Annotated in this window: 13 protein-coding genes; 7 read left to right on the top strand and 6 right to left on the bottom strand. The window is 67.9% G+C overall.

Annotation, left to right across the window (positions count from 1 at the left end):
* A partial coding sequence (locus tag B4M62_RS12790) for an HAD-IC family P-type ATPase (protein WP_290713576.1) occupies positions 1-2401 on the bottom strand: 2401 nt, incomplete at its 3' end.
* The gene (locus B4M62_RS12785) at positions 2398-3558 is read right to left on the bottom strand and encodes an MBL fold metallo-hydrolase (RefSeq protein ID WP_290713573.1); all 1161 of its coding nucleotides are present in this window, start codon (positions 3556-3558) and stop codon (positions 2398-2400) included. The genes B4M62_RS12785 and B4M62_RS12790, both read right to left, overlap by 4 nt.
* Before the next feature lie 86 nt (positions 3559-3644).
* Here B4M62_RS12785 and B4M62_RS12780 point away from each other — a divergent pair, with 86 nt between their 5' ends.
* The 3 genes from B4M62_RS12780 to B4M62_RS12770 are packed head-to-tail and all read left to right on the top strand — an operon-like array spanning position 3645 to position 6852.
* Positions 3645-4283 carry a TetR/AcrR family transcriptional regulator gene (locus B4M62_RS12780; protein WP_290713570.1) on the top strand — a complete coding sequence of 213 codons (639 nt, stop codon included), beginning with the start codon at positions 3645-3647 and terminating at the stop codon, positions 4281-4283.
* Between the two features lie 11 nt (positions 4284-4294).
* Positions 4295-5545, top strand: a complete 1251-nt coding sequence (locus tag B4M62_RS12775; protein ID WP_290713567.1) for an alanine racemase — start codon at positions 4295-4297, stop codon at positions 5543-5545.
* Entirely contained in the window at positions 5533-6852 is a 1320-nt protein-coding gene (locus B4M62_RS12770; RefSeq protein ID WP_414651842.1) for a D-arabinono-1,4-lactone oxidase, read from the top strand. The genes B4M62_RS12775 and B4M62_RS12770 overlap by 13 nt, the downstream gene beginning before the upstream one ends.
* Before the next feature lie 56 nt (positions 6853-6908).
* Here B4M62_RS12770 and B4M62_RS12765 read toward each other — a convergent pair whose 3' ends face one another.
* Positions 6909-7640 (bottom strand): enoyl-CoA hydratase, encoded by a 732-nt coding sequence (locus B4M62_RS12765; protein ID WP_290713561.1) that lies wholly within the window; start codon positions 7638-7640, stop codon positions 6909-6911.
* Between the two features lie 56 nt (positions 7641-7696).
* Here B4M62_RS12765 and B4M62_RS12760 point away from each other — a divergent pair, with 56 nt between their 5' ends.
* Positions 7697-8140, top strand: coding sequence for a hypothetical protein (locus tag B4M62_RS12760; protein ID WP_290713558.1), 444 nt, complete (start codon positions 7697-7699; stop codon positions 8138-8140).
* On the opposite strand, the gene B4M62_RS12755 is transcribed toward B4M62_RS12760, so the two are convergent.
* Both B4M62_RS12755 and B4M62_RS12750 read right to left on the bottom strand, forming a co-directional pair.
* Complete coding sequence (locus B4M62_RS12755; RefSeq protein ID WP_290713555.1) at positions 8133-8501, bottom strand: FKBP-type peptidyl-prolyl cis-trans isomerase; 369 nt, start codon at positions 8499-8501, stop codon at positions 8133-8135. The two genes, B4M62_RS12760 and B4M62_RS12755, sit on opposite strands and share 8 nt — an antisense overlap.
* A gap of 2 nt (positions 8502-8503) precedes the next feature.
* Positions 8504-9775, bottom strand: a complete 1272-nt coding sequence (locus B4M62_RS12750) for a citrate synthase (RefSeq protein ID WP_344716369.1) — start codon at positions 9773-9775, stop codon at positions 8504-8506.
* Positions 9776-9935: 160 nt separating this feature from the next.
* Between B4M62_RS12750 and B4M62_RS12745 the strand changes: the two genes are divergently transcribed.
* From B4M62_RS12745 to B4M62_RS12735, 3 genes are read left to right on the top strand one after another with little or no spacing between them, the layout of a single operon-like run.
* The gene (locus B4M62_RS12745) at positions 9936-10601 is read left to right on the top strand and encodes a 5-oxoprolinase subunit B family protein (protein ID WP_290713548.1); all 666 of its coding nucleotides are present in this window, start codon (positions 9936-9938) and stop codon (positions 10599-10601) included.
* On the top strand, positions 10598-11482 hold the full coding sequence (locus tag B4M62_RS12740) for a biotin-dependent carboxyltransferase family protein (RefSeq protein ID WP_290713545.1): 885 nt from the start codon (positions 10598-10600) through the stop codon (positions 11480-11482). Before B4M62_RS12745 ends, B4M62_RS12740 begins: the two co-directional genes overlap by 4 nt.
* Before the next feature lie 49 nt (positions 11483-11531).
* Positions 11532-12551, top strand: a complete 1020-nt coding sequence (locus B4M62_RS12735) for an oxygenase MpaB family protein (RefSeq protein WP_290713542.1) — start codon at positions 11532-11534, stop codon at positions 12549-12551.
* Positions 12552-12625: 74 nt separating this feature from the next.
* Here the strand turns inward: B4M62_RS12735 and B4M62_RS12730 are convergent, their stop codons facing one another.
* Entirely contained in the window at positions 12626-13903 is a 1278-nt protein-coding gene (locus tag B4M62_RS12730; RefSeq protein ID WP_290713538.1) for an MFS transporter, read from the bottom strand.
* Position 13904: the final 1 nt, after the last annotated feature.

Genomic DNA, 13904 nt, shown 5'->3' with positions numbered 1-13904 from the left:
GGCCGAGGGCCACCGCGTTGCTGCCCCAATTCGATGAGTCGAGGTTGAACCACTGCTGGGTCTGATGCCAGGTGAAGATGATCACGTAGGCCAGCGCCGAGCCGACGAGCAGGATCAATTTCCACCAGTTGTACGGGCGGGCCACGACCACGAGGACATAAAACGCGGTCGCAATCAGGGCGATCAGGGTTGCCGTCGACGCCTGGGCCACATCGGGCGGCACGTTGTCGATCTCGACGCCCAGCCTGGGACCGGTCGCTCCACCCGGGTTGACCAGCACGAATGTGATAAAGGTGACCAGCCCGACGATGATCCCGTTGGGCACGGCATGGGTGAGGACGCGCTTGACGAAGCCGCTCCGCGCCCGCTCGTTGTTCGGTGCGAGCGACAGCACGAACGCGGGCACACCGATGGTGAACCACGCCGAGATCGTGATGTGGATCGGCTGGAACGGGTAGGCGAGCGACGCGAAGCCGAAAATCTTGCCCGCCACGCCGGCAATCCCGACGAGCAGTGCCAACAGAACCGCATACACGGTCTTGGTGAGAAACAGATTCGCCACGCGCTCGATATTGCCGATGACCCGCCGCCCCTCGCCGACGACGTAGGGAAGCGTGGCGAACTTGTTGTCGAGCAACACGATCTGCGCCACCGATCGTGCCGCCGAACTGCCCGAGCCCATCGCCACCCCGATATCGGCATCCTTGAGGGCCAACACGTCGTTTACCCCGTCCCCGGTCATCGCGACGGTGTTGTGACGCGACTGCAGCGCTTTAACCATTGCGCGCTTCTGGTCGGGGCGGATACGCCCGAATACGGTGCCGTCCGATACCACCTCGGCCAGTTCGTCGGAGTTCTGCGGAAGCGCTCGGCCGTCAACGGCATTGTCGACCGACCCGAGTCCGAGTGAAGCGGCGACCGCCCCCACCGAGCGCGCGTTGTCGCCAGAGATCACCTTGACGTCGACATGCTGGTGTGCGAAGTACTCGAGGGTTTCCTTGGCATCTGGCCGAACGCGCTGTTCCAGCACGACGAGAGCGACCGGCAGCATCTGCTCGGTGGCACCGGGCTGGTCGACCGCCACCGCGGTCCGGCCCAGCAACAGCACGCGCCGGCCCGTCTCGCCGATCGCGGTGGCCCGGGCCGAGAGTTCACTGGCCGGGTCGAGCAGGATGTCGGGCGCGCCAATCAACCAGTTGCCCGCATCGCCGCCCGATGCGTCGGCAAACGACAGGCCGCTCCACTTGAGCGCCGACGAGAACGGCTGCACCGCCGTCGTCGTCCAATTGGGCTCGTCGCCGAACGCCTCCCCGATGGCCTCGATGCTCGCGTTGGGGCGCGGGTCGGCGGCCGCGATTGCCGCGAGCGCGGCGTGCAACTGTTCCGCACCGACCCCCGAACCGTCGATCGGCGCCACCTCCGACAGCCGCATCCCGTTCTCGGTCAGCGTGCCGGTCTTGTCGGCGCACACGATGTTGACACGCGCCAGGCCTTCGATAGCGGGCAGTTCATTGACCAGACATTGCCGTTGGCCGAGGCGAACTACGCCGACTGCGAATGCGATCGACGTCATCAAAACCAGGCCTTCGGGGATCATCGGAACGAGCGCCGCGACCATGCCGAGGATTCCCGGCTTGATCGACTCCCACGCCAGCGAGCCATCCCCCGCGATGAACAGCTGGTTGATGATCGTGAGGATCCCGGCAGGAATCAGCAGATAGGTGATGACCTGAAGGATCTTGTTGATGCCGGTGCGCAACTCGGAGTCGACAAGGGTGAACTTCGACGCCTCGGCGGCCAGCTTCGAGGCGTACGCGTCGGCGCCGACCTTCGTCGCCCGGTACGCCCCAGAGCCGGCGACGACGAAGCTGCCGGACAGGATCTGGTCGCCAACGGCCTTGTCGACCGGGTCCGCTTCGCCGGTGAGGAGTGACTCATCGACATCGAGCGCCACCGACTCGACGGTCTGCCCGTCGACGACGATCTGGTCACCGGGGCCCAGTTCGATGATGTCGTCGGCCACCACCGCTTCCGGGGCCACTTGCACGGCGACCCCGTCGCGGCGCACCGTCGGCGTCGCCTGCCCGACGATGGAAAGCCGGTCCAGGGTCCGTTTGGCGCGAACCTCCTGAATGATGCCGATTCCGCTGTTGGCGATGATGATGAGGCCGAACAACCCGTTCTTCCACGAGCCGGTGAGCATCACCAGCGCGAACAGCACGCCAAGCATCGCGTTGATGCGGGTGAAGACGTTCGCCCGGACGATCTGCCCCACCGTGCGACCGGTCTTGTCGGCGGACACGTTCACCTGCCCGGCCGCCACCCGCTGCGCCACCTGGGCGGAGGTCAGTCCGCGCACCGGATCAACCGGGTCGCTGCGTTCGGATGTTTCGACGCTCACGCCGACTCCTTCCACCAGTCCGGCGCGACGGTGGCGGTCCCGGTGCGGTTCACCACATCGATGCCACCCCCGGGCTGGGGAACCATGATGTCGACCGGCACCTGGCCCGGCGAGCCCTGCGCGGCGTGGGACAACCGCGCGGCGGGTTCGCCCCATGTGTGTCGCGCGAGGTTGAACGTACCCCAATGGATGGGAACGAGCAGTGAGTCCGCCCCGCGGGTCACCATTCGGTGGATGGTCAACGCCTCCTCCGGGTTGAGGTGGATGTCGGGCCACAATGGGTCGTAGGCGCCGATTGCGATCAGGGTCAGCTCGAATGGGCCGTAGGCGGCACCGACGTCTTCGTAGGACTCGGTGAAGCCGGTGTCGCCGGAGAAGAATGCCCGGTGGTGCGGCCCGATGATCGCCCAGCTCGCCCACATGGTGAGGTTCCGGTCGAGTCCGCGGCCCGAGAAGTGACGGGCGGGCACGGCGGCGAAGCGGATATCCGGCCCGCCGGCCGCGGCCACGGTGATCTCGTCGCCCCACTGTGCGGTACGGATCCGGCCGGCGGCGATCCCCCAGTGCCGCAGGTGCGCACCGACGCCGATCGGGCACACGAAGACCGCGGCCGGCTGGGTTCGGGCGAGTTCGACGACGGTGGCGGTATCGAGGTGGTCGTAGTGATCGTGGCTGAGCAGAACCACGTCGATCGGTGGCAGGTCGTCGACCGCGCACGGCGGTGCGTGCAGCCGGGCCGGCCCCACCAGCTGGGACGGCGAGCAACGCCGGGAAAACACCGGATCGGTCAGAATCCGTGCCCCGTCGAGTTCGACGAGAGCGGTGGCATGGCCGAGCCAGGTCACCGCGAAGGGGCGGGGCGGTCCGGCGAAGTCGGGTGCGGTGACCATGATCGGCGCGCTCGGCCGGCCCGGGCGGCGGACCATGTCGGCCAGTGCCCCGGCGGGACTACCGCTGCCCGGCCGCTGCGGATCGATGTTCACGAATCGGCCGCCGACGAGATACTGCGACCCGGCAACCTCGGCCGCGATGGCCGCCGGGGTGGCACCGACCGCTTTCGCCCCCGACAGCCCCGCACCGGCGAGGCGATTAGTGGTGGACGCGACCGCACCGCGCAGCGTCGTCGACGCTTGAGAACGAATTCGATTGCCCGTCATTGCGTCCAATCTAGCGACGGGAGCGGGTTAGGATCGATTCGCTCGAATCACTCCCCGGTGTCGGGGCCGGCCGGAAGGGGTGCGCCATGGCGCGGATGACGGTGGGTGAGCGCCGCGAGGCGCTGATCGAGGCCGCCCATCAGGTTATCGCCGACCACGGCGTGGAAGGCGCGACCACCCGACGGGTGTGCGCCCAGGCACAGATGCCCCTCGCCAGCTTTCACTATGCCTTCGAATCACGGATGGCACTGCTCGCGGCCGTCATCGATCAGGGGATACCGCGCGACCTGTTGTCGCTCGCCGACGAAATCCGCGAGAACACACCGGCCGACGGGTTGCGCGGCGTCGAGCGCGAAGTGACAGAGTCACTGCAAAACCTCTACAACTTGATGGTCGTCGATTCCGGCCGATTGCAGGCGACGGTGTCGCTGGCCCTCTACTCGCACAACAACCCCGAATTGCGCGAAGCCGGCCGGCAGATGTGGAATCGGTTGTGCGCGATCGCGGCAACCACCCTTGCCTCGATCGCCGGGCAACACGGAACGGCCTGGATCGTGGATCCCGACGATCTCGGACCGCTGCTGATCGCCGCCACCAACGCCATCACAATGACCTTCTTGACCACCGGCGACCCGACGACGACTCAGCATGTCGTCGACGGCACCGTGCGGTGGATGATGTCGTATGCGGTGCTGGACTCGATCGCCGAACCCGCCACCGGCTAGATTCATCCCTTGTGACTACCGATCGTGCTGTCTGGTTCGACGCGCCGGAGGCGTACTGGGCGGCGCTCGACGCCGCCGTGCGCGCGGCGCGCCTGTCGTCGCCAGTCTTGGTAATCGATGCAATCGCACTCGAGCACAACATCGCCGACCTGCGACGCCGCGCCGGCGGCATACCCATTCGGGTGGCGAGCAAATCTCTGCGGGTCAGGTCGGTGATCAGCGACATCCTGCGTCGTGACGGGTTCGCCGGGGTACTCGCGTACACCGTCGACGAAGCACACTGGCTGGCCACCGTGGCCGAAATCCCCGACGTCCTGCTGGGCTATCCATCGGTGTCGCGGACCGCGATCGCACGGTTGATCGCCGACGACACCGCTCGCCAGCGCGTCACCCTGCTGGTGGACTCCGCCGAACACCTCGATGCCATCGACCTGATCGTTCCGCCGTCCGCGCGCGGTGACGTGCGGGTCGCGATCGATCTCGACGCCTCCCTGCGCTACGCCCGCGGGTTGGTGCACCTGGGCGTACGCCGGTCACCCGTGCACTCGGTCGCCGATGCCGGCAACCTCGCGCGGATGATCGCCAACCGGCCGGGCTTCTCCCTCGTCGGCGTCATGTCCTATGAGGCGCAGGTGGCCGGGCTCGCCAACGATGCGGACGGCTCTGCCCTGCGTAACCAGGCGGTCTCCGCCATCCAGTCGCGCTCGATGCGCGAGTTGGTCAAGCGGCGCGGGAAGGCCATCGACGCCATCGCCCAATTCGCCGACCTGGAGTTCGTCAACGCCGGCGGCACCGGTTCATTGGAAGCGACCGCGGCCGATCCGTCGGTCACCGACATCGCAGCCGGCAGCGGGTTCTTCGGTGGGCACCTGTTCGACGGGTATTCGCACTTCCAGCCCGCCCCGGCCATGGGGTTCGGCCTCGACGTCGTCCGCCGACCGGCCCGTGACATCGTCACCGTCCTCGGTGGCGGGTGGATCGCCTCGGGACCCCCCGCACCCGACCGTCTCCCGAAACCAGTGTGGCCGAGTGGACTTTCTTACGTGGCGAGCGAGGCCGCCGGTGAGGTGCAGACGCCGTTGCGAGGTCCGGCCACCCACCGTCTCGACATTGGGGATCGAATCTGGTTCCGCCACACCAAATCTGGTGAGCCGGCCGAACATGTCCTCGAGGTGGCGATCGTGGACCGCGGCGCCGACGGCGGCCCGCGCGTCATCGACGTCGTCCCAACCTATCGCGGCGAAGGGAAGTGCTTCCTGTGACCACCGGCCAGCACTGGGAGAACTGGGCCCGAACCGAATCGGCGGACCCCACAGTGGTGGAGCCCGCCACCGTCGAGGAGGTGGCGCGGCTCGTCGCCGACGCCGCTGCGACGGGCCGACGGCTCAAACCGATCGGTGCCGGGCACAGTTTCAGCGGCATCGGCGTGCCCGCCGATATCCAGGTGCATCTTGCCGGCCTGCGCGGTGTGATCGCAGCGGACGCGGATGCGCGCCTGGTCACCCTGGCCGCGGGAACCCACCTGCACGAGATCCCGGGGCTGCTGGCGCCGTTGGGTCTGGCGATGGCCAACCTCGGCGACGTCGATCGACAGACGATTTCCGGCGCCACGTCGACCGGCACCCACGGCACCGGGCTGGGCTTCGGCGGGATCAGCACCCAGATCGCCGGAGCCACCCTCGTCAACGGACGCGGCGAACTGGTGCACCTCGGTGCCGACGAGCCCGACCTATCCGCTGTGGCGCTCGGCCTCGGCGCCCTCGGTGTGCTGGTCGACATCACCCTGCGGTGTGTGCCCGCCTTCAACCTGGAGGCCGTTGAGGCGCCCGCCAAGCTGCCCGAAGTTCTGGCCGGGTGGGGCGACTCCCTCGCCTCGATCGACCACTACGAGTTCTACTGGTTCCCGCACACCGACTGCTGCCTGACGAAGTCGAATACGCGACTGCCCGCGGCCACGCCCGCGAGCGGACCCTCCCGGCTGCGCCGCTATGTCGATGACGAGTTGCTGTCGAACAAACTCTTCGGGCTGCTCTGCTCGGTGGGCCGGCTTGCTCCCGCGGTGGTGCCGGCCATCAACCAGCTCAGTGGCCGCGCGCTCTCGGCGCGCACCATCGTCGACTCGTCGACCGGCGTATTCATCTCCGCTCGCGACGTGCGATTCCGCGAGATGGAATACGCCATTCCGGTCGACGCGGTTCCGGACGCGTTGCGCGAGATTCGCGCGATGATCGAACGGCGCCGCTATCGCGTCAGCTTCCCCGTCGAGGTGCGCGCGGCCGCCGCGGACAGCCTGATGCTGTCCACTGCCGCCGGCCGCCGGAGCGGATATATCGCGGTGCACCGCTACATCAAGGACGATCCCGCCGACACCGCCGCGTACTTCGCCGACGTCGAGGAAATCCTGACCGGGTACGCGGGCCGCCCGCACTGGGGCAAGATGCACACCCGCGATGCGGAATACCTGCGATCGGTGTATCCGTCCTTCGACGACTTCGGTGCGGTCCGCGACCGGTACGACCCGGATCGTGTCTTCGCCAACGACTATCTGACCGGCGTCCTGGGCGACTGAACCCGCCCCCGGGCGGACGAGAACGACGCCGAGAACGCCGGGGCGGCACCACGGCCTCAGCAACCCCGGAAGACCGGCGTCCGACGTTCGGCCCGGGCCGTCCGGCCTTCCGTGAGGTCGGCACTGGTCCAGGCCCGCATCATCGCCGCAGCACGATCGGCGGGCGCCGCGTCGCGGGCACCGTCACCGTTGAGGACCAGCTTGTAGTGCGCGAGGGTGAGCGGGGCGAGTGTCGCGATGCTGGCCGCCCACCGCTGGGCGTGGGCCAGATCCCCGATGCGGTTGGCAAACCCGACCGCCAACGCGCGCTCGGACGTCAGCGCCTCACACCCGATCAGCATGCCACGGGCCGGCCCGGCCCCGACGAGCGAGACGAGGCGCCGGATCGTCCACTCGTCGACGGCGACGCCGATCTTGGCGGCGGGAATCTCGGCCGCCGCGTCCGGTGCCATCACCCGCAGATCGGCGGCCATCGCCAGCTGTAGCCCGGCGCCGAGCGCGGGCCCGTTGAGGGCGGCGATCACCGGCACCGGGGTGGACTCGATCTGCTGCAGGGTTGCGACGAGTCGATCAAGGAAGTCCTTGTCATAGACCGGGCCCGACAAGTCTGCGCCGGCACAGAACACCGGCCCCCGCCCGGTCAGCACGATCGCCCGCGCGCCGCCGTCGACGGCCGCGGCAAAGGCGGCGGCGAGGCCGGCGACCATCTCCTCGTCGAGCGCGTTGCGCTTGGTCTCGCGGGCCAGCTCGATGGTCACGACTCGGTCGGTGTGTGAACTATGGATCATGGCCGTCAACCTACCGCCCGTCTCGTGGGTGCGGAGTATGTCTACACTTTCTACCCATGCGCAAGCCGATACTCCGAATGACCGCAGCGGCCGCCTTCATCGGCGTCGGCGCCATCGTTGGCGTGGGGGCCGCGGCCGCCGGCGACGCCGACGCGAGCTGGCAATACCCGGGTGCCGGCGACCTGATCAGCTTCGACGTCTATTCAGACACCACGTGGACCACCGTGTCCTACTACAACGGTGTCAACATCCTGCGCCAGCAACACTTCAACTTCCGCCAAGACGAGCGGCTCCCCGATGGCCGCTACCACCGCGTCATTGCCTTCCGCAGCTCAGTGCCGCAGCAGATTCTCGCGGTGAAGATTCAGCAGGAGGGCCTGCGTGCCAGCTGCGCGATCAGCGTCAACCACAAGCTGAAGATTGCGCGCACCGGCTATGGCGAACGCGCAAATGCGTTGTGCGCGATGCGTAACGACCGTCCGCCGCGGCCGCTCAGCTGACGCCGAGCAGGTCGATCACGAAGACGAGCGTCTTGCCAGACAGGCGGTGCCCGGCCCCGGCGGGGCCGTAGGCGAGTTCCGGCGGCACGGTCAGTCGGCGACGGCCGCCGACCTTCATGCCCGGGATGCCTTCTTGCCATCCGGGAATCAGCACGTTCAACGGGAATTCGGCGGATTCGCCGCGGCCCCACGATGAGTCGAACTCCTCGCCGCTGTCGTACTCGACACCCACATAGTGCACGTCGACCGTCGAGCCGGGCAGCGCCTCGTCACCGTCTCCGACGACGACATCGCTGATCTCCAGCCTGGTCGGGGCCGGGCCGTCGGGGAACTCGACCTCGGGCTTCTCCAGCTTCGCCATGACTATCGCCGTCCCATCTCGATGTAGTCGCGCTCGGTGTAGCCCGTGTACAGCTGACGAGGGCGCCCGATCTTGGTCGTCGGATCGTTGTGCATCTCGCGCCAGTGGGCGATCCAGCCGGGAAGGCGGCCGAGGGCGAACAAGACGGTGAACATCCGGGTCGGGAAGCCCATCGCCCGATAGATCACGCCGGTGTAGAAGTCCACGTTCGGGTACAGCTTGCGCTCGATGAAGTAATCGTCGCTCAACGCGACCTCTTCCAGGCCTTTCGCGATGTCGAGGAGTTCGTCGGAAACGCCCAGCGACGCCAGGATCTGATCCGCGGTCTTCTTGACGATGGCTGCGCGCGGATCGTAGTTCTTGTACACGCGGTGCCCGAAGCCCATGAGCTTCACGCCGTCTTCCTTGTTCTTGACGCGGCGCATGAACTCCGCGGTGTCACCACCGGTCGCCTTGATCTCCTCGAGCATCTCCAGCACGGCCTGATTGGCACCACCGTGTAGAGGTCCCCAGAGCGCGTTTATACCGGCCGAGACCGAGGTGAACAGGTTGGCCTGCGATGAGCCGACCAGGCGCACCGTCGACGTCGAACAGTTCTGCTCGTGGTCGGCGTGCAAGATGAACAGCATGTCGAGGGCTTTGGCGACCTCGGGGTTCACCTCGTAGGGCTCGGCGGGGAAGCCGAAGGTCAACCGCAGGAAGTTCTCCACCAGTCCCAGCGAGTTGTCCGGGTAGAGGAACGGCTGCCCGACCGACTTCTTGTATGCGTAGGCCGCAATGGTGGGCAGCTTGGCCAGCAGCCGAATCGTCGAGAGTTCGACCTGCTCGGGATCCTTCGGGTCCAGCGAATCGGGGTAATACGCCGACAGCGCGTTGGCAGCGGAGGAGACGACCGGCATGGGGTGCGCGTTGCGCGGGAAGCCGTCGAAGAAGCGCTTGAGATCCTCGTGCAACAGCGTGTGGCGCTGGATCTTCTCGGCGAAGTCCGCCAGTTGGACCTCGGTGGGCAACTCGCCATGAATCAGTAGATAGCTGACCTCGATGAAGGTCGAGCGCCCGGCGAGTTGATCGATGGGGATGCCGCGGTAGCGGAGAATCCCCTCGTCGCCGTCGATATAGGTGATCGCCGACTTCGTCGCGGCCGTGTTGACGAATCCGCCGTCATACGTCGTCAATCCTGTCTGGGACAGGAAGTTCCCCAGCGCCACCGAATCGCTTCCCTCGGTGGCGGTGAGGATCGGAAGCTCCAGCTGTCCACCGGGGTAGGTGAACATTGCCGAGGCCGAATCGCTCGGTGCGCTGTTTTCAGCCGACACGAGAACCCCTTTACTCAGGTGAGAGTTTCTCCTACAAAGTAGACCCATCCGATCCGCCTCGCCGCACTCGGGTCGCCATCTCGGCCACCGGCAAACGGCGAGCCGCTAGGTTGGTCGTATGCGCGAGCGGCCGGCGGGGCGAGGGGCGGTACTGCTGGATTTTCAGGCCACCCCCGCACCCCGCGTCGCGGCCGCCGATGCCGCGGTGGCCCTGCGCGCCGCGCTCTCGGCCGGCGAACTCCCCGGTGTCGTCGACCTCATCCCCGCCGCCACGACGATCCTCGTGCAGGGGTCACCGTCGCGCGGCGTTGATCACCTGGCGCTGCACCGGGCCCTGCGGGCCGGTGCCGCCAGCGCCGCGGACACGTCCCCCGGCGAAGTCATCATCGACGTCCGCTACACCGGGCCCGACCTGCACGATGTGGCACTCCACCTCGGCTGGACGACAGGCGCGGTAGTCGCGGCGCATACCTCGACCCGGTGGCGTGTGGAGTTCATGGGGTTCGCCCCCGGCTTCGGCTATCTCGTCCCCGACGATCCGCAGGACCGCTGTCCACCGGCCGAATCCCCGCGCCGCGCCGAGTCGCGCCACCGTGTCGAGGCCGGGTCGGTCGCGGTCGCCGCCGGATATTCGGCGGTGTACCCGGGGATCAGCCCCGGGGGCTGGAACCTTTTGGGCCACACCGACGTCGAGCTCTGGGATGCCCTGGCCGACCCGCCTACCCCGCTGCAGACCGGCACGATTGTGCACTTCCGCGACCTGGCCGCGCAGGTATCGGGGTGAGGGCCGCCGCACCGCCGCCACGGCTCGTGGTGGTCGCCACCGGTCCGCTGGCGACGATCCAGGACCTCGGCCGCAGCGGCTTCGCGCACCTGGGTGTGCCGCGTTCGGGTGCCGCCGACCGCGGCGCACTGCGACTGGCCAACCGGCTCGTCGGGAACCCGGAACACCTGGCAGCACTCGAAGTGAGTCTTGGTGGGTTCGCAGTTCGGGCGGTGGGCGACATCGCCATCGCGGCAACCGGGGCCGACACGCAGCTCCTCCTCGACGGCCGCCCGACGGGGCGCAACGCCACCCTGCTCGTGCACGATGGGCAGCACCTGCTCGTGGGGCCGCCCGCGCACGGCTGCCGGACCTATCTGGCGGTACGCGGCGGTGTCGGCGCCGAGCCGGTACTCGGTTCGCGTTCCACCGACACCCTGTCGGGTCTGGGGCCCTCGCCGCTGGCCGTCGACGATGTGGTGACGGCGGGCGGCTCCGGTGCGGCCTGGCCGACCACCCAGTCTGCCCCGCATCGCGACGACGCCGCACCCACCGTCGTTCTCGCCGCGTCGCCGGGCCCGCGGGCCGACCGTCTGGTCGACTCGACGGCACTCTTCGCCGGCACCTGGACGGTCAGCGCGGCCAGCAATCGCGTCGGGACGCGCCTGGACCGCGTCGACGGCCCTCGCCTCGAGCATCGCCCGGGCCTGCCGGAGTTACTTTCCGAGGGCATCGCGCACGGCTCGGTGCAGGTGCCGCCGAGCGGGCAGCCGGTCCTGTTCGGACCGGATCACCCGGTTACCGGCGGCTATCCGGTGATCGCGGTACTGACGGCCGAATCACTCGATCGCGCTGGCCAGCTGACGGCCGGAACAACGGTTCGGCTGCGCCGCGTGGACTAAGACCGGCCCTGATTGACTCCAGGCTGAGACAGATTTAGACTTTCGTCTCATGACCGAGGTGATCGAGCCGACCACAGCCGCCATCGTCGACGACACTGTTCTCGACGACCTTCCCGAGGTCGACGCCAAGTCGGCCACGTTCGCCTACTTCGGCGACTGGCGCGGACTATTCCTGGGCCTGTGGTCCGGTTCCATGCAAAACATGCACCCCAAACTCGCGGCCGGGGTGTGGGAACACTCCGACTTCTTCGGCGAGCGCTGGGAGCGACTGTTCCGGTCGATGTACCCAATCGGCGGCGTCGTCTTCGACCCCGATCCCACCAAGACCGGCCAAGAAGTCCGCGACTACCACCTCACCATCAAAGGCCAACTGGAAGACGGTAGCCGCTACCACGCCCTGGACCCCGACGTCTTCTACTGGGCCCACGCGACCTTCTGGTACGGCAACATCCGGTGCGCCGAGGTGTTCGGACCGCCGATCAGCGAGGCCACCAAGCGCCAGCTGTTCGAGGAGTCGCGCACCTGGTACTCGCGCTATGGCGTGTCGATGCGCCCCTGCCCCGACTCCTACGAGGAATTCCTCGCCTACTGGGAGCACATGTGCCGCCACGAGTTGCGCGATCACGCTGCGGTACGCACCGTCCTCGACATCACCAAACTGCCGCCCCCGCCGTGGATGCCGTCGTGGACGCCGAAGTGGCTCTGGAAGATCCAGGCCACCCAAGGCCAGAAGGTGTTCCTGTGGATCACCACCGGCCTCTACGACGAACCGATCCGCGAGATGCTGGGCCTGCGGTGGAGCGAGCGCGACGAGCGGTTGTTCCGCCGGTTCGGGAAGGCGGTCAACGCGGCCATGGCGCTGGTGCCGCCGCGCTACCGCCGGCACCCGCGAGCCCGCGACGCCGACGATCGCCGGTCCGGCCGGGTACGGTCCGATGCCCCAATCCTGCAGACCCCGGCCCGCAACCTGCCCACCGGCGCCGAGCGCGACAACCCGATCCACTACTGCCCCGTCCAGGCGTCTCGTCGCGCGAACCTGCCCTGGCAGTCCAACGAGACTCACGAATAGCGCATCACCGCCCTTCGTGAACCCGTCGTCCTGGCCGTTCGTCCGACGGGCGGGTCGCCGACTGCTCGCTGGTCTCAGCTGCTCGGCGTGACCCGGTACCGGACGAACACCGGGACGGCAAGAGCGGCCACGATCGTCAGCACGACGACCGCCAGCCCGCCGCCGGCCGTCGCGACCGCGGTCCCGGCGACGGCGGCCACCCAGCCGTGGCCGACATCGGCCAGCCGCGGACCACCGGCGACGACGACGATGAACACTCCCTGCAACCGCCCGCGCACCGCATCGTCGGCCGCCGACTGCAGCATTGTCTGCCGAAAAGCCGACGACACCATGTCTGCGGCACCGCCGACGACCAGCGCAGCCGCCACCAGGGGCAACACCGGATACCAAGCGCCGTCGGCGAAGAACAGGGCGGTGCCGGCCACGGCCACCGCCACCCCCCACACGACGACACACACGACGACGGCCAGCCCCTGTCTGCTCACTCGCGAGACCCAGCCCGAGAAGATGCCGCCGAGCACCGCACCCAGCGGAATCGCGGCAAACAGCAGCGCAACCTGCCACCCGCCATCGGTCTGACCGCCGAAACTCTCGTGCGCAATCTGCGGGAACAGGATTCGCGGCATACCGAAAACCATGGCGATGAGATCGACGACAAACGACATCAGCAGCACCTTGTGCCCGCGCAGATAGCCCAGTCCGTCGAGGATGGCCCGCAGCCCGACCGTCGGGCGCGGGCCGTCGCCACTGACGCTCTCGGGTACCAGCGACGGCAGCCGCCACACCGCCCAGAGCGTCGTCAACAGGGACAGGCTGTCCAACAGGTACATCAACGAGAACCCCAGCACCGGCACCAGCACACCGCCGAGCAACGGCCCCACGATCGCACCGGCCTGCACGACCGTCATGTTCAGCGAATTCGCGGCCGGCAGTTGGGCCAGCGGCAGGATGCGCGGCAGCACCGCACTGCGCGTCGGCTGGTTGACGGCGAAGAACGCCTGTTGCACCGAGAACAGCGCGAGCAGCAGCCACACGTTGTTCAATCCGGCCACGGCCTGGGCGAAGAACAGGACTGCCGTCGCGATGAGGCCGGTCGTCGTCACCAACAGAATCGTTCGCCGGTCGACGACGTCGGCCAGCGCCCCGCCCCACAATCCGAATCCGACCAGCGGCACCAGACCGAACATGCCGGTCAAGCCGACGTACAGCGAACTCTGGGTAATCGCATAGATCTGCAGCGGCACCGCCACGACGGTGAGCTGGGCACCGACAACCGTGACGATGTTGGCCACCCACAGGTGGCGAAAGTCGTCATTGCCCAGCGGCCGGGTATCGGCCAGGAATCGGCGCACC

Origin of the sequence: Gordonia sp. UBA5067 (assembly GCF_002414845.1) — a bacterium.
GTDB lineage: Bacteria > Actinomycetota > Actinomycetes > Mycobacteriales > Mycobacteriaceae > Gordonia > Gordonia defluvii.
This window is presented reverse-complemented; position numbering and strand designations above follow the sequence as displayed.

Excerpts from the sequence above, each read along its gene's own strand:
- B4M62_RS12785 (WP_290713573.1), bottom strand. The coding sequence starts at position 3,558 with ATGACGGGCAATCGAATTCGTTCTCAAGCGTCGACGACGCTGCGCGGT.
- B4M62_RS12780 (WP_290713570.1), top strand. The coding sequence starts at position 3,645 with ATGGCGCGGATGACGGTGGGTGAGCGCCGCGAGGCGCTGATCGAGGCC.
- B4M62_RS12765 (WP_290713561.1), bottom strand. The coding sequence starts at position 7,640 with ATGATCCATAGTTCACACACCGACCGAGTCGTGACCATCGAGCTGGCC.
- B4M62_RS12760 (WP_290713558.1), top strand. The coding sequence starts at position 7,697 with ATGCGCAAGCCGATACTCCGAATGACCGCAGCGGCCGCCTTCATCGGC.
- B4M62_RS12755 (WP_290713555.1), bottom strand. The coding sequence starts at position 8,501 with ATGGCGAAGCTGGAGAAGCCCGAGGTCGAGTTCCCCGACGGCCCGGCC.
- B4M62_RS12750 (WP_344716369.1), bottom strand. The coding sequence starts at position 9,775 with ATGTTCACCTACCCCGGTGGACAGCTGGAGCTTCCGATCCTCACCGCC.
- B4M62_RS12745 (WP_290713548.1), top strand. The coding sequence starts at position 9,936 with ATGCGCGAGCGGCCGGCGGGGCGAGGGGCGGTACTGCTGGATTTTCAG.
- B4M62_RS12735 (WP_290713542.1), top strand. The coding sequence starts at position 11,532 with ATGACCGAGGTGATCGAGCCGACCACAGCCGCCATCGTCGACGACACT.